Raw genomic sequence first — 20,709 nt, 5'->3', positions numbered from 1 at the left:
ATCGGGAAAAATACTTTGACTTCAAAGGAAAACCAGGAAAATTAATTTTCCTGGTCAGAACGTAGACAAACGTCATTTTTGGCGTTTGTCTTTTTGTATTTTCGAAACTATTTACTTTATGATCCGGTATTTCCATCCAAAAATCTGATTTAGGGCAAAATAAAAAGGGATATTCGCTATCCATTTCACCAGTTTTTTGATATTTAAACATGCCAAAGTAAGCCCAACCTTATCCTCCATTTTGGACTTTCCTTTTTCTCTAGTGTATCTCAAGTTATGATATTCCTTAGCAGTCCCAAAGAGTCGCTCAATTGTTTCTTTGCGCTTCTTATAAAGCTCCTTCATCCCTCTTTGGTGGTGAATCTCTTCACAAAATTCAAGATCATCTTTCCATACATGTCTCGTGATTACTTTTTGGTGATTTTGGCTTTGGGTACAAATGGATAATAGGGGACAAGAAGCACATACTTTGGGATTACTCTTATACTCACGATAACCTTCTCGAGTCGTGGTGCGATAGCTTAACACTTGGTTCTCTGGACAAAGGTAACAGTCATAGAAAGTATCATAAACAAAATCATTGGGCCTTAAGTTCCCCTTTACTCCCTTTGGACGAGTATAAGGGAAGACAGGGATGATATTTCGCTATAATAAATAATGGGCAATAGCCGGTGTCTTATAGCCTGAATCCGCAATAATATAGTGTGGGGAGAAGGGTTCTAACTTTGAAAAAAGATCAGGGAAGGCTTGACTATCATGGACATTTCCTGCTTCAACCGTATAAGCCAAAGCCCCACTATGCTTATCACAAGCTACTTGGGCAGAATAGGCAAACACTTCCTTATGTTCACCCTTGTGGAACCAACCACTCTCAGGATCTGTTGTTGAAATTTTCTTTTCTTTAGCCTCGCTTTCTGTTACGGGCTTTAAGGACTTTTTTTCGTGTTTTCTCCTATCCAAATCAATCTCAACTTCCAACCGGTTACTCATAAATTTAGCTTCTTGCTCTACCATTTCCTTACGATACTTGTGGCTGTTAGCTGAAGCTTTGATATGGGTACCATCCAAAAATAGTTCAGAAGGATCAATTAAGCCAGCACATAAAGCTTGATTGAGCACTCGCGAAAATATCTTTGAAATTAGTTCTTTATCTTGAAAACGACGACTGTAATTCTTTTCATAGGTGGTAAAATGAGGGACCTTGTCATCTAAGGTTAGTCCAAGAAACCAACGATAGGCAACGTTTACTTCAATCTCTTTAATCGTTTGGCGTATGGAATGGATACTATAAAAACATTGAATCAAAGGGATTTTGACTAACATGACAGGATCTAGACTAGGACGACCGTTATCTGGACTATAGCTATCTTCTACCAAATCATAGATAAAGTCAAAATCAACCTCTTTATCCACTTGTCGAAGAAAGTGATCTTCTGGGACTAATTCGTCTATCGTATAGAAGCCTTATTGGCATCGATTATAATCTGGTTTTTCTTTGTGAAACATAGCGAACACCTTACAACTCTTCCTACCTCTATTATACGACTTTACACAAAGAAAAGCCCTTAGAAACTTATGTTCCAAGGACTTTGTCTTCAATCTGAAGCACTCCTGTGGAGTGCTTTTCTTATAACAATACATGTCCTATTCATCTGGCCGGTATTCTAGGATATCTCCTGGCTGGCAGTCGAGTTCTTTGCAGATGGCTTCAAGGGTGGTGAAGCGGATGGCTTTGGCCTTGCCGGTTTTGAGGATGGAGAGGTTAGCAGTCGTGATGCCGATTTTGTCGGCTAGCTCGTTGGATTTCATTTTCCGCTTGGCCAGCATGACATCTAGATTGACGATAATCATGGCACCCTCCTTAAATGGTTAGCTCATTTTCTTCAGCAATCTCAATCCCTCTCTCTAAAATCTTGCCAGAGACCCAGACGATTGGAACGGCAAGGAGAAGCCCTGTATTAAAGGTAAATTGGAAAGTGAAGGGAAGGAGATAAGCATTTCCACTGGTTTCAAGTGTGCCAGACATAAAAGACAAGACCAAGAGAATCTTCCAAGCTCGGTTGCAAAGATTAATGTTGGAGTGAGAAAAGATCTTTTCTTGGTAGAGATTTTGGAGGAAGCTACGAATAGTGATGAGAAGGTAAATATAGATAGCGCTTGAGGCTAGTGGGAAGAGCAGCTGCCAGAGGGGTTGTGGATGTTGGGGAAAGAGCTGGATGCCATTCGCATCAAAGGACAAGCGACCTGATTGAATGAGATCTTTGAAAAGGCCCATGCGGGAAAGCAGATGGACGACCAATGCAGCCACGGTCATAAAGCCACAGAAGTAAATGAAAGCCGTTAAGACTTCAATGACATTTTTTAAGGTTTTTGAGTTTTTCATCGCAAGCCTCCTTGAAGTTTATTTATTTTTCACTTATAGTATACTCTTTATAAAAAATTAGTCAATAAAAAAGTATCGAAAAACGATAAAAAAATAACGATAAACAAAATATTGTTTTTGAAAAACAGGTATTCTCTGCTCAAACTAGTCGGTTTAAGACGGGGAAACCACTACATAGAGGGGAATTTTACTATACTGTCGATTTAGGGTATACTAGTGTAAAGATCTTATTCCATGGAGGTAGTGAAATGAATCTTAAGTGGAAGAAAAAATACCTGGGGCCGATTTTGGGGCTGGTCGGAGCAGTTGTTCTGATCGGTGGAGTCTATCTCTACTCTAGTTCCAACATCCAACCAGACCATCAAAAGGAATTTAACCAGACCAGTAAGAAGGTCACCAAGCCAAAAGAAAAAGCTATTGACCTGAGTGGTGACTACGTCTCTAATGAACGGGATGAAGCCAAAATCGAGAAAAAAGGCAAGGCCTGGAAGATCGATTACCAAACGGCTGACGGCAAGGTATCTGCTGAATTTAGTACGGATTGGAAGGTCGAAGGGTCTAATAAAGTTTCGACAGGCAAGATGAAAAAGTCCGATGGCAATACAGACTTTACAGTCACTGTTCGTGTCTTTAAATACAAGACAGATAAGAAGCCTTTGATCACGATCACCATGTCTGACAAAAATCCCGACCACGAGATGGTCTTTGCCAATCGAGAGGATTTTTTCAAATCGACAGATCCAAATGATGTCGTCCTTGATGGCAATCTCTCACCGTTTGAAGGGGCCTATTCCAATGATACCTATGAAAAGGAAATCGCAGCTTCGGGTTTTAAACTCTATGGCTATACTCCTGAAGAGTATTACCAAAACAAGACCAGCGCCTTTCCAAGCATTGTAAATAGTGAGACCGGCTGGATTTTCTGGAGTGGAGGGACTCGGGCGAGTTATCTTTTCAATAAAGAAAAAGAGCCCAAAAAGCGAAAAGGCTATTATGAAGTTTATTTCACTGGGGCAAATGGGACTGCGATCCAAGGGCAAGAGCAAACCTTGTACTTGATCCCAGTAGGTGTGACAGGTCCTGATGGAGTGGCTTCTCAAGGACGTCGGATTCTCTTTGGTGACGCAGCTTTCCGTGATTACCATCTAGAGTGGTGGAAAGCTTACCCGCAACCGAAAAAAGAGAAAGACTTGGATATTGCGGCCATTAACGGAGGCGACTTCTCAAGCTTAGCTGGAACCTGGCGCAATGGCAAGGGTGCTGAAATCGTCATCCAAGCAGACGGAAAAGTCAAGGGACAAGGCAACCTCAAGGCTGTTGCGGACTCGGATAAGAAGAGCAAGATCCCTTATGTTGAGATGAAGATGGGTGAGACCGGTGCTGCGATTGGACTTCTGAAAATCGGTTTCCAAAATCCAGATGGAGACCAGTCTGATACCAGCAAACCACGTCTAGTGGTCACTCAATCTGCAGGCAACTACCCGGCTGATCAATATTTCTACCGTCAATAAAAAAGGAGATTAAACCATGGGTCATCACATCAACTATAAGTGGGCTAGTCTTGGAACAGGCGTCATTGCCAATGAATTGGCGCAAGCCCTTGAAGCGCTTGGTGGGAAACTCTATTCCGTTGCCAATCGTACCTACGATAAAGGTGTAGCCTTCGCTGAGAAATACGGGATCGAAAAGGTTTATAAAGAGATTGATGAAGTCTTTGAAGACCCTGAAGTGGATATCATCTATATCTCAACGCCTCACAATACTCATATCCAGTATCTTCGTAAGGCCCTCGCAGCTGGCAAGCACGTGCTCTGCGAAAAGTCCATCACCCTCAACAGTGAGGAATTGGCAGAAGCGATAAAGCTTGCTGAAGAAAACCATGTCAAACTAGCAGAAGCCATGACCATTTTCCATATGCCTATTTATCGGAAACTCTCTGAAATTGTAGCAAGTGGCAAGCTGGGACCCCTTAAGGTTATCCAGATGAACTTCGGTTCCTATAAGGAATACGACATGATCAACCGCTTTTTCAATCACAATCTGGCAGGTGGAGCTCTACTGGACATCGGTGTCTACGCCCTATCTTTCGTCCGTTGGTTTATGACCTCACAGCCGACAGAGATGGTTTCACAGGTCAAGCTGGCACCGACTGGTGTCGATGAGCAAGCGGGGATCCTTCTTACGAATCGTGAAGGGGAAATGGCAACGGTGACGCTGAGTCTTCACGCCAAACAACCGAAACGTGGGACGATCGCTTATGACAAGGGCTATATCGAACTCTACGAATACCCGCGTGGGCAAAAAGCGGTCATCACCTATACGGAAGATGGATCACAAGAAGTGATCGAAGCAGGAGAAACCGCTAAAGCCCTCCAGTATGAAGTCCTTGATATGGAAGCAGCAGTCGCAGGAAGGGAAAATCTTCTCTACCTAAACTACAGACGCGATGTCATGGACCTCATGACTCAACTCCGCAAAGACTGGGACTTGGTTTACCCAGAAGAAGAATAACGAAAGGAAAAGAGGCTGGGACAAAAGTCCTAGCCTCTCAATTGTTTTTGGATTGTCGAGCAAGACGCAGTGGTTGAGTGGGCTCTACTACGCTGATTCCATCAGTTTTACAGCCCTACTCAACTGTGCGGAGGTGGGACGATGAAATCGAATTCTAACGAATTACCGATTTCTGTCCCACTCTCTTTTTTTACTGCAAGGAAGGCTCGTGGAGTCTAGGCAACTGTTAGTTTCTAGCATTAAAAGGAAAAAAATGGAAAAAAGGCTTGACAAAGCAAATAATTAGCAGTATGATTAACTAGTTAATTAACTGATTAATAAACTAGTTAACGAAAATAAAAAAGAGGTGAAGGATGAATAGGAGAAGAATGAAGGTTCTGGGACTCTTGTTTCTCGGTTTCTTTCTGCTTGCAGCTTGTGGAAGTCAAGGAAATGCGGGCAAGCCCCCTTCTAAAAAAGGTCTTAAAATTGTCACGAGTTTTTATCCTATCTATGCCCTGGTCAAGGAAATCTCTGGCGATCAAAATGACATCTGGATGGTTCAGTCAGGTGCAGGGATCCATGATTATGAACCCTCAACCAAGGAAGTGGCCCAGATCTATGATGCGGATGTATTTGTCTATCATTCTCAGACCCTGGAATCTTGGGCCGGTCGCTTAGATCCCAATCTTCAAGGTTCCAAGTTGCGAGTGATCGAAGGCAGCCAAGGAATGACCCTTGATAAGGTGGCTGGATTAGAGGATGTTGAGGCTGGTCAGGGAAAAGAAGCCAAGCACTTGTATGATCCACATACTTGGTTGGATCCTGTAAAAATCGCAGAGGAAGGAAAGATCATCGCCCAGCGCTTGGGAGAGATCGATCCAAAGAACAAGGAACTCTATCAGGCCAATGCTCAAAAGCTTGAAAAGCGCTGTGAGGACCTGGTAGCCCACTACCAGCCTCTCTTTGACAAGGCCAAGCAAAAGACTTTTGTGACCCAGCATACGGCCTTTTCTTATCTGGCCAAACGCTTTGGTCTCAAGCAGTTAGGGATTGCAGGGATATCCCCAGAGCAAGAACCGACTGCTCGGCAATTGGCCGAGATCCAGCAGTTTGTCAAAGACTATAAGGTGAAAACAATCTTTGTGGAAAAGCACACGTCATCAAAAGTGGCAGATAGTATCGCTAAGGCAACAGGGACGCGTGTCAAGGTCTTGGATCCACTGGAAGCCGATCCACAAAACGATAAGGATCTACTAGAAAATTTAGAAGAAAATATGGCGACTTTAGCCAAGGAATTAGAGGAGTAAATCAAGAATGAAGAAAAAGGGAACGATTGGAATTGTAGCGACATTGGGGCTAGGACTCTGTGCCTATGCGCTCAGTCAGCAACCACAAGTCAAGGAAGAGAAAAAGAATCAGATTCAGTATTTGCAAGCGGACAAGAAATCGTCATCGTCTGCCTCCAGTAAAAAGGAAGACAGCATCGAAGCGGTCAATGCCAAGGAAAAGACCCAGGCAGAGCAGATTGTCATCAAGATTACAGATGAAGGCTTTGTCACTTCTCATGGGGATCATTTTCATTACTACAGCGGCAAGGTTCCATTTGATGCCATCTTTAGTGAAGAGTTGATTTTGCGGGATCCAACTTATCAGCTGAAAGAAGCAGATATCGTGAGCAAGGTCAAGGATGGCTATATCATCAAACGCGCTGGGAAATACTATCTCTACTTAAAGGATGCCCAACATACGGTTAATGTGCGCTCGATCGAGGAGATCGCCCAACAACAAAAGGGAGGCACCAAAGAAGAAGGAGAGACGGGAGCGGTGCAAGCGAGCTCCTCGCACAAGGCAGGCAAGACCCGTGACTTCCGTCAACCGAGTCAAGCGCTGAAAGAAGGAAAGACTCTAGAGATGCTGACGGCTAAGAACCATACAGGTGGTGGCTACCGTACGGACGATGGTTATGTCTTTAGCCCTGGAGATGTCATTTCAGATACAGGGGACGGCTTTATTGTGCCCCATGGCGGCCATTTCCATTTTATTCCAAAGAGTGCCTTATCTGCTGGAGAGTTAGCAGCAGCTCTCTCTGTCTTAGGTGGTCAAGCTGGCCATCAGGCAGGAAGTTCACACCTAGCTGGAGCAAGTACAGAGCAAGGAACTCCGGATCAAGCCTCTCCAAGCCTTGGGAAGCAAGCGAGCAACCAGCCGTCATCCAGTCCAAGCAATACACAGACAACCCCAACGACTTCTAAACCGGCTGACTCTAAACCGAGTCTAACCCTGACCAACTTGATCGAAGAATTGCAGAAAGCCCCGTTGTCTTCTCGTCATGTGGAGTCTGATGGTTCTGTCTTTGATCCAAGTAAGATTACCAAGTGGACCGATCAAGGGATTGTCTACCCTCATGGGGATCATTTCCACTTTATCCCATACAGCTCCCTATCTCCTTTAGAGCGTGAGCTGGCGCGGCAATTCCAACTGCTTCGTGCTCAAGGAACTGATAGTTCAACAGAAGAAAGTCCAAGCTTGCCTTCAAATCCAAGCACAAGACCAGTTGAACATGAGCATGATCATGAGCATGGCGACAGTCACGAGCACGAAGAGGAGCACGATCATGGTTTCCACGCAGACAAGGTCATCAGCAAGGACGAGGAAGGCTATATGGTCGCTCATGGCAACCATGCCCATTATTTCTATAAAAAGGACCTCTCTCCACAAGAGATTGCAGCAGCGGAGGCAACTCTAACTGGTAAGAAAGAAGAAGACAAGGGTCAGCCCCTGACAGATGATGTTGCGACCTATTCTCGTGATGCCTCAGATGAGGAAAAGATCCAGTACATCAGTAAGACCTACGGTGTCCCTCGCGAGGCCATTAAAATTTCCAATGGTTTCTTTGTCTTTAATAATCCAGACCAAGAATACGATCCGACCCACATCCATCCTTATGCCGTTCGGAAGGAACATGTCCGCATCCCACTTGAAACTGGCAATCCTGAACTAGACTTTATCAATGAACTCTATGCAACAGCGCTTCGTTCGGGGATTTCTCCTTATAGCCTCCAGATTGAAAATGGTCAGTTTGTCATCCCGCACGGCGATCACAACCACTACATCAAGGTGCGTTCAGCAGGACTAGCAGACTACTTAGCCCACCGTCTTCCAACCATCCAATCTCCTTACAAAAAAGGAGACTTGGACAAGAAAGTTGTAGAGGACAGGGTCAACCAGCTCTTAGCAGAAAGCCGCAGTCTCTATGCTTCTGATCCATTGCAACAACGACGGATTGAGCTGATCTTGGGCCACTTCTTGGAAAATGTCAAGAGCTTCCCAAGTAACTCAACAGAGGGCTATCTAGCCAGTCTCAAACAGGTTGATGAGCAGTACATTCATGCGACCCAAGCGGTCAAACCAAAAGAAGAGACAGCCCTAGATCGTCGTTACCAAGAATTGCTGGAACAAGTGCGCTTGCTAGACACAGAAGCCTTCCAATTGAAGAAGGAAGAGTTGGTCTCTCAACTGCAGGAAGCCTATGCTGCCAAGGACAGTAAGCGTCTAGAGCAGGAAGGGAAGCTATTAGAAGCTGTTCAGGAGATGCAAGATCGGACGGGTGTGACATCGGTCGACTATCTCAAGTACTTCTATCAAAGCTTGAGCGATGCGCGCTTGACACCAGAACTGCGCACCAAGGCGGCAGATCTAGCTTTGAAACTCTATCGAGCTCAAGCCTTTGAAGAAGCCTGGGATGCTAAGGCTCACTTTATGGAACTCTACCAAACCAAGCAAGCAATTGACCAGCTCTTCTCTCAAGAAAAAGGCCAAACCTATCCTATTGAAAAAACTGTTTTGGATCAAAAAGGAAGTCAGGCCCCATCTTATAACTTAGCGGTCTATGATTTCCTCAAGGGCTTATATGGAGAGTTGGACAAGGCGACAGAATCCCGTCAACGAACCAGCATCCTGACAGCCCTCTCAGAGCAAATCCAGTCGCTCTTGCCACAAGTCGAAGACCAGGCCAAACGAACTGCCTTTGAAGCAAGTTTGGCTCAGCTTGGAAATGAGACAGATCCAGACAAGGCTCTTGCAAGTGGACAAGCTCTGTTACGCGAAATCAGTGACACCATTGAAAAGCAAAAACAAAAGCAAACAGAAGAGCCTCAGATTGGGGATGTCGCCCTTTATCAACAGCTCTATAACCAATTGATGGCGCTTCACCAACAATTGCAGGAAAAGGGGGCTAGTGATGCTGTATTTGATCGCTTAGAAGCTCTCTTTGACCAATTGGCTAATCCTAAGAGTGACAAGGCAGCCTTACTACAGGCTATCCAAGCCTTTCAGGCAGAGTTAGCAGCGGTGCCATCTGCAACCGAAGTGACCAAACCAGCTACCACAACTGAAACGCCTGTCACTGCAGAAACTCCGGTAGAAAAAGAAGCAGCAGCTTCAGCAGGGAACAAACCTGCCACAACTGAGACAGAAACAGAGCTTGCAAGCCCAGCTTCCATAGAAGAAGGCACGCCAGATGCTCCATCTTCTCAGGACCAATAGAAAATAGAAAATCATCTGAAAGACATTTCAGATGATTTTTGCGTTCTAGTGAATAGAAGAGGTGGTCTCTTTTTTCAGTTGTTGAGTCTCAATCTTTGTGCTCAAGGAGCAGAGGTGAGGAGGACTCGACTGCTTTTTTTCGCTTAAAAAATGCTGCCATTTGAACCAGAATGCGGGGAACCGTCTGCCATTTTTTCCAAGCTTGGACACGGGTATCGAGGAGTTGCTTGGCTAGACGTTCCAGCATTTCCCTTTCTGTAGGATCTAGGTCTTGAGCATTTTGAAAGATCTCTTTGATCTTGGAGAAATTTTTCAAGTTCCTCAAATCATTGATTGAAGTAATGCCTGCATCTAAGAAGAGGCCGAAGAAGGTATCAAAGAACTTCTTGCGCTCATCCGCCGATGTTTCGCGAACCCACTGCTTCAAGGTCTCGACGGTCTGCTGGCTATCGGGACTGGTTTGATCTAGGGTCACAAATTTATCTTTCTCAATCATCCAAGTAAAAGCGTCATGCTGGACAAAGCCACCAAAAGCTCGGCTTTTGACAATCGTAGCAGGCTCAGGGACTTCTAGCATCATGCCGACGATGGATCCTTGGGGGACAAAGCGACGAATGTTTGGGGATGTCCGCTGGTAGCCTTCGGTCTCGATAATGGCCCTGTTGAGGCCAGGAGCATCGTAGCTGTAGATGGCATCGACTCGTTCAAATAAGGAATCCGGCAGGTAAGTGCAGGCATAGGTTGCGAGATTGCCCCCTTTGGAGTGACCGGCTACTAAGAAGCGCCCTTTAGGAAATTCCTTCATGACGTTTTGCAGGTAGCTGGCTGCGCGCCTCTGAGCTGGGACATGATCCATATAGGTCATGTGGAAGTCTTCCTTCCAGCCGATCAAGGTGTCATCCGTCCCTCTGAAGACAACTAAATAAACATCCATGGTAAGACGATAGGTCATAGCCGCAAACTGCTTCTGAACATCGGGGTCATATTCGTTGACATAGTTGAGGAGTTTGATGTTCTTAAAACGCTTTGAACTAGCTAAGTCATCGACTAATTGCAGGTGTTGGTCTGTCACGGTGAAATCGGTGGTTCGATCGACTAGCTTTGCAGCATCAGATAAGCGGACTTCAATATTGGTCGTATCCCCTTGGGGCACGATCCGATCAAAAGGAAGATAGGTCAGCTCTGTCAGTGCCAGGACATCCAGTTCATTGAAAGGACGGTCGTATATGGAATCGTAGGTCACTTCTTTTAGGTAATCAAAAATAGTTGACATCTGTGCCTCCCGTGTCTTATTTCTTTCAGTATAGCACAAAAATGGATGGAGAAAAAGCGCCTTCCATCAAGACAGTAGGAGTGAGATCTTATTTCCCTCTGAAACAGCCTTTTTCTCTGCTTCTTAATCTGTTATAATAGGAAGAAGAAAAAGGAAGGAAAGAAAGCCATGCATAAAATTCTCTTAGTCGAAGACGATGACATTATCCGCCAACAGGTCAAACAATTATTGGAACAATGGGGCTATAAAGTGGTCGCAGTCGAGGATTTTATGGATGTCCTCGGGATCTTTGTCGAAACCGACCCCCACTTGATCCTCATGGATATTGGACTGCCTCTCTACAATGGGTACCACTGGTGCCAGGAGATTCGCAAGGTTTCAAAGGTTCCGATTATGTTTCTTTCCTCACGGGATCAAGCCATGGATATTGTCATGGCCATCAATATGGGTGGAGACGATTTTGTCACCAAGCCTTTTGATCAAAATGTCCTCCTTGCTAAGGTCCAAGGGCTCTTGCGCCGCTCTTACGAATTTGGGACGGATCAAAATCTGCTGGAGCACCGGGGAGCCATCCTCAATCTCAAGTCTACGGACTTGGTGTATGAAGGGGAAGTCATCAAGTTGACCAAGAATGAATTTCAGATCCTGCGCGTCCTGTTTGAGCATGCGGGCAGTATCGTGGCGCGCGATGATATGATGAAAGAGCTCTGGAATAGCGACTTCTTTATTGATGACAATACCTTGTCTGTCAATGTGGCCCGCCTTCGCAAGAAACTAGAGGAGGCTGGCTTGTCAAACTTCATCGAAACCAAGAAAGGCATCGGTTACGGGTTGACCCATGAATAAATTTGGAACGATCTTCTGGCAGTATGTGGTATCCCGCAGGCGCTTGCTCTATCTAGTGCTTATCTTTTTGATCGTCGATTTGGTCTTTGCCTATCTCTTTCCAGAGACGGGGAATGTGTTCCTCTATGCGACTCTAGTACTAGGCTTTTTTAGCCTCTGTGTCTTGGTCTGGGATTTCGTCATAACCTTTCAAGACTATCGCAAAGTAGCCCTGTATGAGGAAATAGAAGTTGCTTCGCCTTTGGAACATCTCCTTTATGAAAAATACACGGAAGAACAGCAGGCGCGCTTGGAGGAAGGGAAGACAGCTCAGGCCAAGTTCAATGACCTGATGGACTACTATACCCTCTGGGTTCACCAGATTAAGACGCCCATTGCGGCCAGCCAGCTCTTGGTGCAAGATGTCGAGACACCCATTGTCAAGCAGCAGATGGAGCAGGAGCTTTTCAAGATTGACTCCTATGCCAATCTGGTTTTGCAGTACTTGCGACTGGAGAGTTTTCATGATGATCTGGTCTTAAAGCGCGTGTTGGTAGAAGATTTGGTCAAAGAAGTAGTCCGCAAGTACGCCCTCTTTTTTATCCAAAAGAACTTGACCGTGGATCTGCATGATTTGGAAGAGGAGGTCATCACCGATCGTAAGTGGCTCCTGGTCATTATCGAGCAGCTCTTGTCCAATAGCCTCAAGTACACCAGTACCGGTGGAATTGAAATCTATTTTAAAGACCAGACTCTCTATATAAAAGATAGCGGGATTGGGATCAAAAATAGTGATGTGCTCCGCGTCTTTGAGCGGGGCTTCTCCGGCTACAATGGCCACCTGACCCAGCAATCTTCAGGGCTGGGGCTCTATCTATCTAAGAAAATCGCAGAGCAATTGGGCCACAGGATCACCCTCCACTCAGAGGTCGGCCAAGGCACGACGGTTGCCATTCACTTTGAAGAGAAGAAGTTGGTCATGGATTAAGATTTCCCCATCTTACAAAAATGTAAGAAATAAAGGTCAAAATGAAAGGTTAGGTTATGGTAGCCGCCTTTTATTTTTTATACAATAGTCTCATCAAATGAAGGAGGTCAAGAAAATGAAACTCTTGAAATGGATGAAACAACCTAAAAAGATTAAGAAACCAAATGAGCAAACCGATCTGGAAAAGACGGAATTTGGTCTCCAAGTCCTGCAACAAACCCAAGAATTTTTCTTGATCTACTAGTAAAAGGAGAAAAGCATGTCATTACTAGATGTTCAACATATCAAAAAGATCTACAAAACCCGCTTTCAAGGAACGCAGGTTGAAGCCTTAAAGGATATCCATTTTACCGTTGAGAAGGGTGAATACGTCGCCATCATGGGGGAATCAGGATCCGGGAAATCCACCCTCCTCAATATCCTGGCTATGCTGGACCAGCCGACGGAAGGGCGGGTCTACCTAAATGGCACGGACACCTCCACCATCAAGAACAAGGATGCCTCCAGCTTCCGTCGCGAAAAACTAGGCTTCGTGTTTCAAGATTTCAACCTGCTGGATACCTTGTCTGTCAAGGATAATATCCTCCTGCCTCTAGTCCTCTCACGCAGACCGGTCAAGGAAATGATGAGCAAGGTCGATAGCGTGAGTCGGGAATTGGGCATTCACCAACTCCTTGAGAAATATCCCTACGAAATTTCTGGTGGGCAAAAGCAACGGGTGGCTGTAACACGGGCCATCATCACCTCACCTGAAATTCTCCTTGCTGATGAGCCAACAGGGGCGCTGGATTCTAAGTCTTCAGCTGCTTTGCTGGACGTCTTTGAGGATATCAACACTATGGGCCAAACCATTCTTATGGTGACCCACTCAACCGCAGCGGCAGCACGTGCCAAGCGCGTGCTCTTTATCAAGGATGGGATCCTTTACAACCAGATTTTCCGTGGGGAAAAGACGGAGCGTCAGATGTTTCAAGAAATCTCAGATACTCTGACAGTCATGGCAAGTGAGGTGGAGTAGATGTTTCGATTAACCACTAAACTAGCTTGCTCCAATCTGATCAAGAACCGCAAGCTCTATTATCCCTTTGCGATTGCGGTCATTCTCGCAGTGACCATCGCTTACCTCTTTGACTCCCTGACCTTTAATCCCCGCATTTCCGAGCTTCGAGGGGGCTCTTCTATAGTGTTCACTCTCAGCTTGGGATTCTTCGTGGTCAATGCGGCGGGAGCTATCATCGTGCTCTATGCCAATAGCTTCGTCATGAAAAATCGCTCCAAGGAGCTGGGAATCTACAGCATGCTGGGTCTTGAGAAACGCCATCTCATCAGCATGATCTTCAAGGAACTCTTGATGTTTGGCTTTCTAACCATCTCAGCCGGAGTCTTGATTGGAGCCCTCTTTGACAAGCTGATCTTTGCCTTTCTCTTGAAACTCATGAAGATGAAGGTCCAGCTAGTATCTACCTTCCAACCTGGGATTGTCATCTTGGTCTTTGTCACCTTTGGTCTCATCTTTGGACTTTTGATTCTTCTCAATGCTTGGCGCATTCTTCGTTTGAATGCCTTGCAGTTGACGCGTGAGAAATCTAGTGGCGAAAAGAAAGCCCGCTTTTTGTGGCCTCAAACCATCCTGGGCTTAGCAGCTCTTGCTTTTGGCTACTACCTAGCTGTGTCTGTCAAAGACCCCATTATTGCGCTTGTGACCTTCTTTCTAGCCGTTATCCTGGTCATGATCGGAACCTACCTGCTCTTTAATGCTGGGATCACCGTCTTCTTGCATCTGCTTAAGAAAAAGAAGAGCTACTATTACCAGCCCAACAATATGATCTCGGTCTCTAACCTCATCTATCGCATGAAGAAAAATGCAGTGGGGCTTGCGACCATTGCCATCCTCTCGACCATGGTGCTGGTAACCATCTCTGCAGCAACCAACATCTATGTCGGTAGCGAAATGGTCAAGAAAATCATGGCGCCTCATGATTTCTCTGTCCAAGGAAAAGGGGTTGAGCTGGAGCAGATCAATCAGAAATTTGATGAATTTGCCTCTGAGCACCATCTCGAGATCAAGAATCGGGACCTGATGATCTATGCCAACTTTGGGGTTAAATCACAAAAGGGCACAGACTTGACCGTCTATCCAGCTGATGAACGCAGCGTCACTCCTAAAACCGTCTTTATGGTCTTTGATGTAGCTAGTTATGAACACATGACAGGAGAAAAGATCAATCTGACAGGCAACCAAGTCATCCTCTTTGCCCATAACAAGGATCTTAAAGGGCAAAAGCAGTTCACTATCAACGGGCAAGACTTCCAAGTCAAAGAAGAGGTGAGCAAGGATTTTATCACCGATCATGTGCCAAACCAGTTTAATATGCTGACAGAGGATTTCAATTACTTGGTCGTGCCAGACCTTTCAGCCTTTGTCGCTCAGTTTCCGGATCTTGCCATCAATACCAATATCTATGGTGGCTTCAATGTCAATGTTGACGAAGACCAGCAACTCAAGCTGGCAGCCAGCTATGACAAGATGATCGATGAATTGAGTAGCCAACAGGCCCAAGGAACATTTATCTATGGAGGCAACCGAGCCAATGATGTGGCAGAGTTGAATAGCCTCTTTGGCGGCATCTTCTTTATCGGTATTTTCTTGTCATTGATCTTTATGGTCGGAACCGTCATCGTTATCTACTACAAGCAAATCTCAGAAGGGTATGAAGACCGTGATCGCTTCGTCATCCTCCAACAGGTGGGGCTCGATGAACACGAGGTCAAACGGACCATCAACCGTCAAGTGCGGACCGTCTTCTTCCTCCCACTTATCTTTGCCTTTATCCACCTGGCCTTTGCCTACCATATGATCCGCCTCATTCTTAAAGTGCTCGGTGTCATCAATAGTGGTCAAGTCCTCGTCGTGACCCTCAGCGTCTGCGCTGTCTTTCTTATCACCTACCTGATCGTCTTTTGGATCACCTCTCGGAGCTATCGTAAGATTGTGCAGATTTAGGAAAAGAGAAGCTCGCTTATAGCGGGCTTTTTCTTGTAAAGTCCGATCGCTATTGTCAATTGGTGTTCAAAGGGATACACAAAAAAGACTGAACCAGTCGAGTTCAGTCTTTGATCGATTTCTATTAAAGTGATGTAAGGAAAGTCAATCCCCCTAGGATGACACCTGCTGAATTTGGAATGATCAAAATCCAGTCTTTTTTAGGTTCCTTTGTCCAACCATAAATGACCCAGATCAAGCAAGAAATAGCAGCTGACAAGGGTTGGAAAGGTTGGGCCTTATTTCCCTGTAAATTAGCAATAATTTGTGGGATGTAGGCAATGAAAACGATAATCCCAATAAAGGCACCGATCGAGCCAACGATTTGGTTGATTTTTTGTTTATTCATAAAATTTTACCTCTGTGTATCAAAATAGCATAAGTAGGAAGAAAATGCAATTAATTTGCATGCTATGCAAGATGAAAATGATTACATTCGCACAAAATTAGACAATGTGTCAAAAAATGGCAACTAGAGAGAAGACTCTCTCGAAAAGAAATCCATCTTCCTGCAAAATCACAAGATTGTGACACTTTACAGTTCGGTAACATTTGAAAAAAAGACTTGAATTTGTAAAGGACAAAAGGTAGAATAGTGCATACTTTAAAAAAAGAAAAGGAAATGGTAGTTTCAAAATGAATGAAAAACAAATGAAAATTCTTGGTTGGGTTGCGACCTTTATGTCTGTTATGATGTATGTGTCTTACTTCCCACAAATCATGGATAACCTCGCAGGTCACAAAGGGAACTTTGTTCAACCCCTTGTCGCAGCCATCAACTGTAGCCTTTGGGTTTACTACGGACTCTTCAAAAAAGAACGCGATATTCCACTTGCTGCAGCCAATGCACCAGGGATCATCTTTGGTTTGATCACAGCCATCACAGCCTTGTAATCAATGAAAGAGAGAGTAGGACAGAAATCGGTAATTCGTTAGAATTCGATTTCGTTGTCCCACCTCCGCACAGTTGAGTAGGGCTGTAAATACTGATGAAATCAGCGTAGTAGAGCCCACTCAACCACTGCGTCTTGCTCGACAATCCAAAAACAATTAAGAGGCTAGGACTTTTGTCCCAGCCTTTTTTTGATGGAATGAATCATTTCCATGGTATAATGGGAGGACTATTCATAGAGAAGATCAAAAGGAGACAAGAGTGGATCAAAAACATCACTGCCAAGTCCTATGGGCGAAAAATAAATACCTGGTGCTGAGTCGTTCCAGTAATCTCTACAAGGAAATCCGGGAATACCTCAAGCAAGACCAGGTAGAGGTCAGTCACGTCGAAGGCTTGATCCAGCAAGCGCTAGCCCTACCAGAAAATCGTGGCCAGGTCTCCAATGCCTTTCAGCATATCTGGGGCTATTTCAAAAAGCAGGCGACTGCAGAGGAAAAGGCGGACTTTATGTTGCTACTTGAGAAGTACCAGCATGGCCAAGCCCAGCAAGAAGATCTGATCAAGGGGATCCAGACGCTCCTTGAGCGCTACCCTAATCGATACTTACAAGACTCGACGCTACTAGGAGGTCAATAGATGAGACTCTGGCACCAAGACTTGATTCCCAAACTCCCTCGTCCCCAGCTCCTGGGCCAACACCGGGAATGCTGCGCCCTTCGAGGCAATGGCTGGGGCAAGAAGCACGCGACGGTCAACTATGTCTTTGACTACTCGCCCTATCGTCTCTATGCCTATCACCGCCTGATTATGGAGGAGATGACTGCTCGCGGTTACAAGGTCAGCCCAGAGTGGTGGGAGCCGACCTACCGAGGCAAGACCTGCCCAGCCTATCCCGAACTGGAAGAGGAAGCTTTTAGTACTCCCATCTATCCTGAGCATCAGGCTACTTATCTCAAAGAATGCCTGGAGAATCTAGCAGAAAAAGGGATCCAACTAGACTAAGAAAGAACGAACCAGACCTGGTTCGTTTTTTTGCGCGAAAAACCAACAAAATGCTTTGAAAGCGTTAATTTCTTTCTCAAACATGCTATAATAATAGGAGATTATGCACAGGAAAAGGATAGACGGATGAAGGAATTAATCGACTTAATTAATCAATTTAGAGATGAACGTGACTGGAGAAAGTTTCATAATGAAAAAGATCTAGCCATTTCAATTTCATTAGAAGCAAGCGAATTGTTGGAACTATTTCAGTGGAAACAATCAGAGGAAGTAGTTGAAAAGTCATTACAAGAAATCAAAGAAGAACTTGCGGATGTTTTTATGTATTCTTTCATGTTAGCAGATAATTTGAATCTGGATGTAGAAGAAATTATAAAAGAGAAAATGGACATAAATTCAAAAAAATATCCTGTAGAATTAAGCAAAGGAAATAATAAAAAATATACGGACTTGGAGAAAAAATGAGCAACATTCAATCACCCGTAGTTATAGAAATCGACTATTCAAGTCGAACGTTTGACCAATTAAAAGAAACGATTGCCCCAAAACATTCTAAGCTTATTTTTGATTATCCAACTGTATACATCGTAAACGATGAGAATAAAAACAAGTATAGTGTTTATGTCGGAGAAACAACAGATATCATTCGTAGAACAAATCAGCATTTGTCAGATGATATAAAGAAGGATAGAGAAGACTGGCGACAATTTGAACAATCTAAAACCTCTAAAATGTTTGTTATTGGGCATAACCATTTCAATAAATCTTTGACATTGGATATTGAGAATAGGTTAATGCTCTACCTATCAAGTGTTGAACAAGTTGAAAGGGTTCAGAATAGAAGAGGAAATCCTCAAAATCAATATTATACTTCTGAAGAGTTAGACGAAATTTTCTCAAAGATATGGAGAACCCTAAATCGGAAAAACCATTATTTATTCCCAGCAGAAAGTTTTATTCGAAATTCAGCGATATTTAAATCTTCTCCATTTCACAAGTTAACGGATGAACAAGTAAAGGCTAAAAATGAAATTTTGCTAAAAATCACCTCTGTTATCAGTAGAAATGAAACAGGAGTTTTAATTTTAGTAAAGGGTGATGCTGGTGCAGGAAAAACAGTTTTGATGAGTTCTCTCATCGATGATTTGTTGAATTCAGAAGACACACAGATGATTCGTGAAAACAATGATATCAATTTGGTTGTGAATCATGATGATCAACTCAGTGTTTACCAAGAAATTGAGAAAAAATTAGAATGGAAGAGTGGATCAAATATTAATGTTGTGATGAAACCAACTCAATTTTTGAATGCTCTGAAAAAAGAAAATAGCGATGCTGGAATTGTAGTGGTTGATGAAGGCCATTTATTATTGACTGCAAAAAATCAGGCTTATCTAGGAGGGAATCATTTAAATGATTTACTTGCGAAATCAAAAGTAGTCGTACTTGTTTATGATGAGAATCAGATTATGAACAAATCTCAAATATGGACAGATGATTCTTTCTTGAAATTGGAACATGAAGCCAATTTAAAAGGAAATCTCATTACACTACATAACCAAATGCGTATCCATGCGACAAAGGAAACAGTTGAGTGGATAAGAAATCTGATTGATGTTGGAGTTGTGAATGAGGTTCCAATTGATAATGATTATGATATTAGAGTTTTTGACTCTCCTAAGGAACTTCAAAGTGCAATCATGGAAAAAAATGATGATCAGAGTTTAGGAATTTCACGCTTAACAGCAACATATGATTGGGAATATAGTAGTCAATCAAAACCAAAGGATTCTGACTATTGGTGTGTCCGTATCGGAGACTGGTCTTGTCCGTGGAACAGACAACTTGCAAAAGAAAAAGAATCTAAACATTTATCCTGGATAGAACAGTCCCAAACGATTCATGAAATTGGCTCAACGTTTACGGTTCAGGGATTTGATCTAAATTATGTGGGAGTTATCATTGGCCCATCTGTCAAATATAGAGACGGGAAAATTATTTTTGATATAAGTGAAAGCAAAAATAAAAGTGCTGTTCAAAACAGAAAACTTGAATCAGGTGAAATGATTAATTACGGAGAAACATTATTGCGAAATGAGTTAAATGTTTTGCTGACACGTGGAGTAAACGGTTTATACGTCTATGCCGTAGATGAAGAACTCCAACAAGCATTAAAAAATGCGACAAAATAAGATGTTTCTTATTCCCAAATTTTTTTCGAATTATAGAAGTAGAGGGACATTCCCTCTATTTTTTATCGAAAAGGAGCAGGGATGCAAAAAAGACACGCGCATGTATCGCCGACCTTGGACATCATGGCCAAGAAGATTTTTAGTTTGCCGGAGGTGACGACGGCGTTTATTCGAGATATTTTGGAGCTGGATGTAGCGGATGCTCAGATTGTGGAAGGAAACCAGCCCCACAGCATGGCCTATGAGGAGGATGACTTGTTCTCCACTGCGGTGGATGTGAGGGCCAAGCTCCATGACGGGACCGAGGTGATCATCGAGATCCAGATTCGCAAGCAGCAGTATTTCTTGAATCGGTTCCATTACTATTTGGCCAATCAGCTGGTGGAAAATGTGCAAAAACTGCGCCAGCAAGGTCAGACACATAAGATGTACGAGCAGATGGAGCCCGTCTATGGGATTGCGATTTTGGAGAAGTCGCTCTTGCTAGACGAAGAGGCCACCATCAATAAATACTGGCTGACCAATAGCCGGTCCGGCAAGCAACTTAAGGCCTATTATAAAAATGGCAAGCACCAAAATCTTCTGCAGGTTGCCTTTTTAGAGCTAGACAAGTATAATAAAGATGAGAACCTGACAGATGCAGGCAGACAGTGGCTAGAGTTTTTTGGGAATCTTCCCTTCACAAAAGCTCCCAGTCAGGCCGTTGCCCACGCAGATTCATTATTAGATTCATCTAGCTGGACCAAGGAGGAGAAGACCATGATAGACGAGCGGATTCGTATTCAAGAAAATTATGATATGACCCTGGAGACGGCTATAGACGAAGCGCGTGAAGAAGGTTTAGTACAAGGTCGTAAACAGTTGGTATGCGAGATGATCTCACGAGGAATGAAACCTGATCTGATATCGGAGATGACGGGCTTATCGCTTGAAGAGATTGAGACTCTTCTTTCCTGAGTCGTTAAAAGAGGCAGTGCCTCTTTTATTTTTTGAAAAAACTTGAAAATTTTCCCATTTTTTCAATCCGCCTTTCTAGAATTGTGGTAGAATAGAGTCAACAAAGAGCTATC

The 20,709-nt window shown here is 43.9% G+C and carries 18 protein-coding genes and 2 pseudogenes; 15 read left to right on the top strand and 5 right to left on the bottom strand.

Going from position 1 to position 20,709, the window contains the following annotated elements; genetic code table 11:
- Positions 1-111 precede the first annotated feature (111 nt).
- The 3 genes and pseudogenes from SM121_RS08780 to SM121_RS08770 all read right to left on the bottom strand — a co-directional run bounded on the left by SM121_RS08780 (position 112) and on the right by SM121_RS08770 (position 2,383).
- A pseudogene (locus SM121_RS08780) lies at positions 112-1,452 on the bottom strand (IS1182 family transposase).
- A gap of 192 nt (positions 1,453-1,644) precedes the next feature.
- The gene (locus tag SM121_RS08775) at positions 1,645-1,851 is read right to left on the bottom strand and encodes a helix-turn-helix domain-containing protein (protein WP_003006064.1); all 207 of its coding nucleotides are present in this window, start codon (positions 1,849-1,851) and stop codon (positions 1,645-1,647) included.
- 10 nt (positions 1,852-1,861) lie between these two features.
- A complete protein-coding gene (locus tag SM121_RS08770; protein WP_151379158.1) occupies positions 1,862-2,383 on the bottom strand; it encodes a DUF2975 domain-containing protein in 522 nt (173 codons plus the stop codon).
- Positions 2,384-2,631: 248 nt separating this feature from the next.
- Here SM121_RS08770 and SM121_RS08765 point away from each other — a divergent pair, with 248 nt between their 5' ends.
- The 4 genes and pseudogenes from SM121_RS08765 to SM121_RS08750 all read left to right on the top strand — a co-directional run.
- On the top strand, positions 2,632-3,894 hold the full coding sequence (locus SM121_RS08765) for a DUF6287 domain-containing protein (protein ID WP_320910874.1): 1,263 nt from the start codon (positions 2,632-2,634) through the stop codon (positions 3,892-3,894).
- Between the two features lie 16 nt (positions 3,895-3,910).
- On the top strand, positions 3,911-4,894 hold the full coding sequence (locus SM121_RS08760) for a Gfo/Idh/MocA family protein (protein ID WP_320910873.1): 984 nt from the start codon (positions 3,911-3,913) through the stop codon (positions 4,892-4,894).
- Positions 4,895-5,247: 353 nt separating this feature from the next.
- Positions 5,248-6,183: a metal ABC transporter solute-binding protein, Zn/Mn family gene (locus SM121_RS08755; RefSeq protein WP_320910872.1), complete on the top strand. Its 936-nt coding sequence runs from the start codon at positions 5,248-5,250 to the stop codon at positions 6,181-6,183.
- A gap of 7 nt (positions 6,184-6,190) precedes the next feature.
- Positions 6,191-8,656: pseudogene (locus SM121_RS08750) on the top strand (pneumococcal-type histidine triad protein); the annotation flags it as partial.
- 853 nt (positions 8,657-9,509) lie between these two features.
- On the opposite strand, the gene SM121_RS08745 reads toward SM121_RS08750, so the two are convergent.
- Positions 9,510-10,694, bottom strand: coding sequence for a DUF2974 domain-containing protein (locus tag SM121_RS08745; protein WP_155171453.1), 1,185 nt, complete (start codon positions 10,692-10,694; stop codon positions 9,510-9,512).
- Positions 10,695-10,862: 168 nt separating this feature from the next.
- Between SM121_RS08745 and SM121_RS08740 the strand changes: the two genes are divergently transcribed.
- The 5 genes from SM121_RS08740 to SM121_RS08720 all read left to right on the top strand — a co-directional run bounded on the left by SM121_RS08740 (position 10,863) and on the right by SM121_RS08720 (position 15,511).
- Complete coding sequence (locus tag SM121_RS08740; RefSeq protein WP_320910870.1) at positions 10,863-11,540, top strand: response regulator transcription factor; 678 nt, start codon at positions 10,863-10,865, stop codon at positions 11,538-11,540.
- A complete protein-coding gene (locus SM121_RS08735) occupies positions 11,533-12,507 on the top strand; it encodes a sensor histidine kinase (RefSeq protein ID WP_155171457.1) in 975 nt (324 codons plus the stop codon). The genes SM121_RS08740 and SM121_RS08735 overlap by 8 nt, the downstream gene beginning before the upstream one ends.
- A 115-nt stretch (positions 12,508-12,622) precedes the next feature.
- On the top strand, positions 12,623-12,751 hold the full coding sequence (locus SM121_RS08730) for a hypothetical protein (protein WP_004219855.1): 129 nt from the start codon (positions 12,623-12,625) through the stop codon (positions 12,749-12,751).
- 15 nt (positions 12,752-12,766) lie between these two features.
- On the top strand, positions 12,767-13,525 hold the full coding sequence (locus SM121_RS08725) for an ABC transporter ATP-binding protein (protein ID WP_201089321.1): 759 nt from the start codon (positions 12,767-12,769) through the stop codon (positions 13,523-13,525).
- Positions 13,526-15,511: an ABC transporter permease gene (locus SM121_RS08720; protein WP_320910869.1), complete on the top strand. Its 1,986-nt coding sequence runs from the start codon at positions 13,526-13,528 to the stop codon at positions 15,509-15,511.
- Positions 15,512-15,635: 124 nt separating this feature from the next.
- Here SM121_RS08720 and SM121_RS08715 read toward each other — a convergent pair whose 3' ends face one another.
- Positions 15,636-15,899, bottom strand: a complete 264-nt coding sequence (locus SM121_RS08715; RefSeq protein WP_003012241.1) for a SemiSWEET family transporter — start codon at positions 15,897-15,899, stop codon at positions 15,636-15,638.
- A gap of 287 nt (positions 15,900-16,186) precedes the next feature.
- On the opposite strand from SM121_RS08715, the gene SM121_RS08710 reads away from it, so the two are divergent.
- The 6 genes from SM121_RS08710 (at position 16,187) to SM121_RS08685 (ending at position 20,596) form a co-directional block, all read left to right on the top strand.
- Complete coding sequence (locus SM121_RS08710) at positions 16,187-16,444, top strand: SemiSWEET family transporter (RefSeq protein ID WP_003006102.1); 258 nt, start codon at positions 16,187-16,189, stop codon at positions 16,442-16,444.
- Positions 16,445-16,703: 259 nt separating this feature from the next.
- A complete protein-coding gene (locus SM121_RS08705; protein WP_254732670.1) occupies positions 16,704-17,081 on the top strand; it encodes a YbgA family protein in 378 nt (125 codons plus the stop codon).
- Complete coding sequence (locus SM121_RS08700) at positions 17,082-17,447, top strand: TIGR02328 family protein (protein ID WP_254732668.1); 366 nt, start codon at positions 17,082-17,084, stop codon at positions 17,445-17,447.
- 126 nt (positions 17,448-17,573) lie between these two features.
- Positions 17,574-17,912 carry a nucleotide pyrophosphohydrolase gene (locus tag SM121_RS08695; RefSeq protein WP_320910868.1) on the top strand — a complete coding sequence of 113 codons (339 nt, stop codon included), beginning with the start codon at positions 17,574-17,576 and terminating at the stop codon, positions 17,910-17,912.
- Positions 17,909-19,639 carry a DUF2075 domain-containing protein gene (locus tag SM121_RS08690; RefSeq protein WP_320910867.1) on the top strand — a complete coding sequence of 577 codons (1,731 nt, stop codon included), beginning with the start codon at positions 17,909-17,911 and terminating at the stop codon, positions 19,637-19,639. Before SM121_RS08695 ends, SM121_RS08690 begins: the two co-directional genes overlap by 4 nt.
- A gap of 81 nt (positions 19,640-19,720) precedes the next feature.
- Entirely contained in the window at positions 19,721-20,596 is an 876-nt protein-coding gene (locus SM121_RS08685) for an Rpn family recombination-promoting nuclease/putative transposase (protein ID WP_320910866.1), read from the top strand.
- Positions 20,597-20,709: the final 113 nt, after the last annotated feature.

It is taken from the genome of Streptococcus sp. S1, from assembly GCF_034137685.1.
Taxonomy (GTDB): domain Bacteria; phylum Bacillota; class Bacilli; order Lactobacillales; family Streptococcaceae; genus Streptococcus; species Streptococcus dentalis.
This window is presented reverse-complemented; position numbering and strand designations above follow the sequence as displayed.

What these genes read in the sequence shown, in the direction of transcription:
- SM121_RS08730 (WP_004219855.1), top strand. Translation starts at nt 12,623, where the DNA reads ATGAAACTCTTGAAATGGATGAAACAACCTAAAAAGATTAAGAAACCA.
- SM121_RS08735 (WP_155171457.1), top strand. Translation starts at nt 11,533, where the DNA reads ATGAATAAATTTGGAACGATCTTCTGGCAGTATGTGGTATCCCGCAGG.
- SM121_RS08700 (WP_254732668.1), top strand. Translation starts at nt 17,082, where the DNA reads ATGAGACTCTGGCACCAAGACTTGATTCCCAAACTCCCTCGTCCCCAG.
- SM121_RS08775 (WP_003006064.1), bottom strand. Translation starts at nt 1,851, where the DNA reads ATGATTATCGTCAATCTAGATGTCATGCTGGCCAAGCGGAAAATGAAA.
- SM121_RS08745 (WP_155171453.1), bottom strand. Translation starts at nt 10,694, where the DNA reads ATGTCAACTATTTTTGATTACCTAAAAGAAGTGACCTACGATTCCATA.
- SM121_RS08690 (WP_320910867.1), top strand. Translation starts at nt 17,909, where the DNA reads ATGAGCAACATTCAATCACCCGTAGTTATAGAAATCGACTATTCAAGT.
- SM121_RS08715 (WP_003012241.1), bottom strand. Translation starts at nt 15,899, where the DNA reads ATGAATAAACAAAAAATCAACCAAATCGTTGGCTCGATCGGTGCCTTT.
- SM121_RS08685 (WP_320910866.1), top strand. Translation starts at nt 19,721, where the DNA reads ATGCAAAAAAGACACGCGCATGTATCGCCGACCTTGGACATCATGGCC.
- SM121_RS08725 (WP_201089321.1), top strand. Translation starts at nt 12,767, where the DNA reads ATGTCATTACTAGATGTTCAACATATCAAAAAGATCTACAAAACCCGC.
- SM121_RS08770 (WP_151379158.1), bottom strand. Translation starts at nt 2,383, where the DNA reads ATGAAAAACTCAAAAACCTTAAAAAATGTCATTGAAGTCTTAACGGCT.
- SM121_RS08765 (WP_320910874.1), top strand. Translation starts at nt 2,632, where the DNA reads ATGAATCTTAAGTGGAAGAAAAAATACCTGGGGCCGATTTTGGGGCTG.
- SM121_RS08720 (WP_320910869.1), top strand. Translation starts at nt 13,526, where the DNA reads ATGTTTCGATTAACCACTAAACTAGCTTGCTCCAATCTGATCAAGAAC.
- SM121_RS08740 (WP_320910870.1), top strand. Translation starts at nt 10,863, where the DNA reads ATGCATAAAATTCTCTTAGTCGAAGACGATGACATTATCCGCCAACAG.
- SM121_RS08760 (WP_320910873.1), top strand. Translation starts at nt 3,911, where the DNA reads ATGGGTCATCACATCAACTATAAGTGGGCTAGTCTTGGAACAGGCGTC.
- SM121_RS08755 (WP_320910872.1), top strand. Translation starts at nt 5,248, where the DNA reads ATGAATAGGAGAAGAATGAAGGTTCTGGGACTCTTGTTTCTCGGTTTC.
- SM121_RS08695 (WP_320910868.1), top strand. Translation starts at nt 17,574, where the DNA reads ATGAAGGAATTAATCGACTTAATTAATCAATTTAGAGATGAACGTGAC.
- SM121_RS08710 (WP_003006102.1), top strand. Translation starts at nt 16,187, where the DNA reads ATGAATGAAAAACAAATGAAAATTCTTGGTTGGGTTGCGACCTTTATG.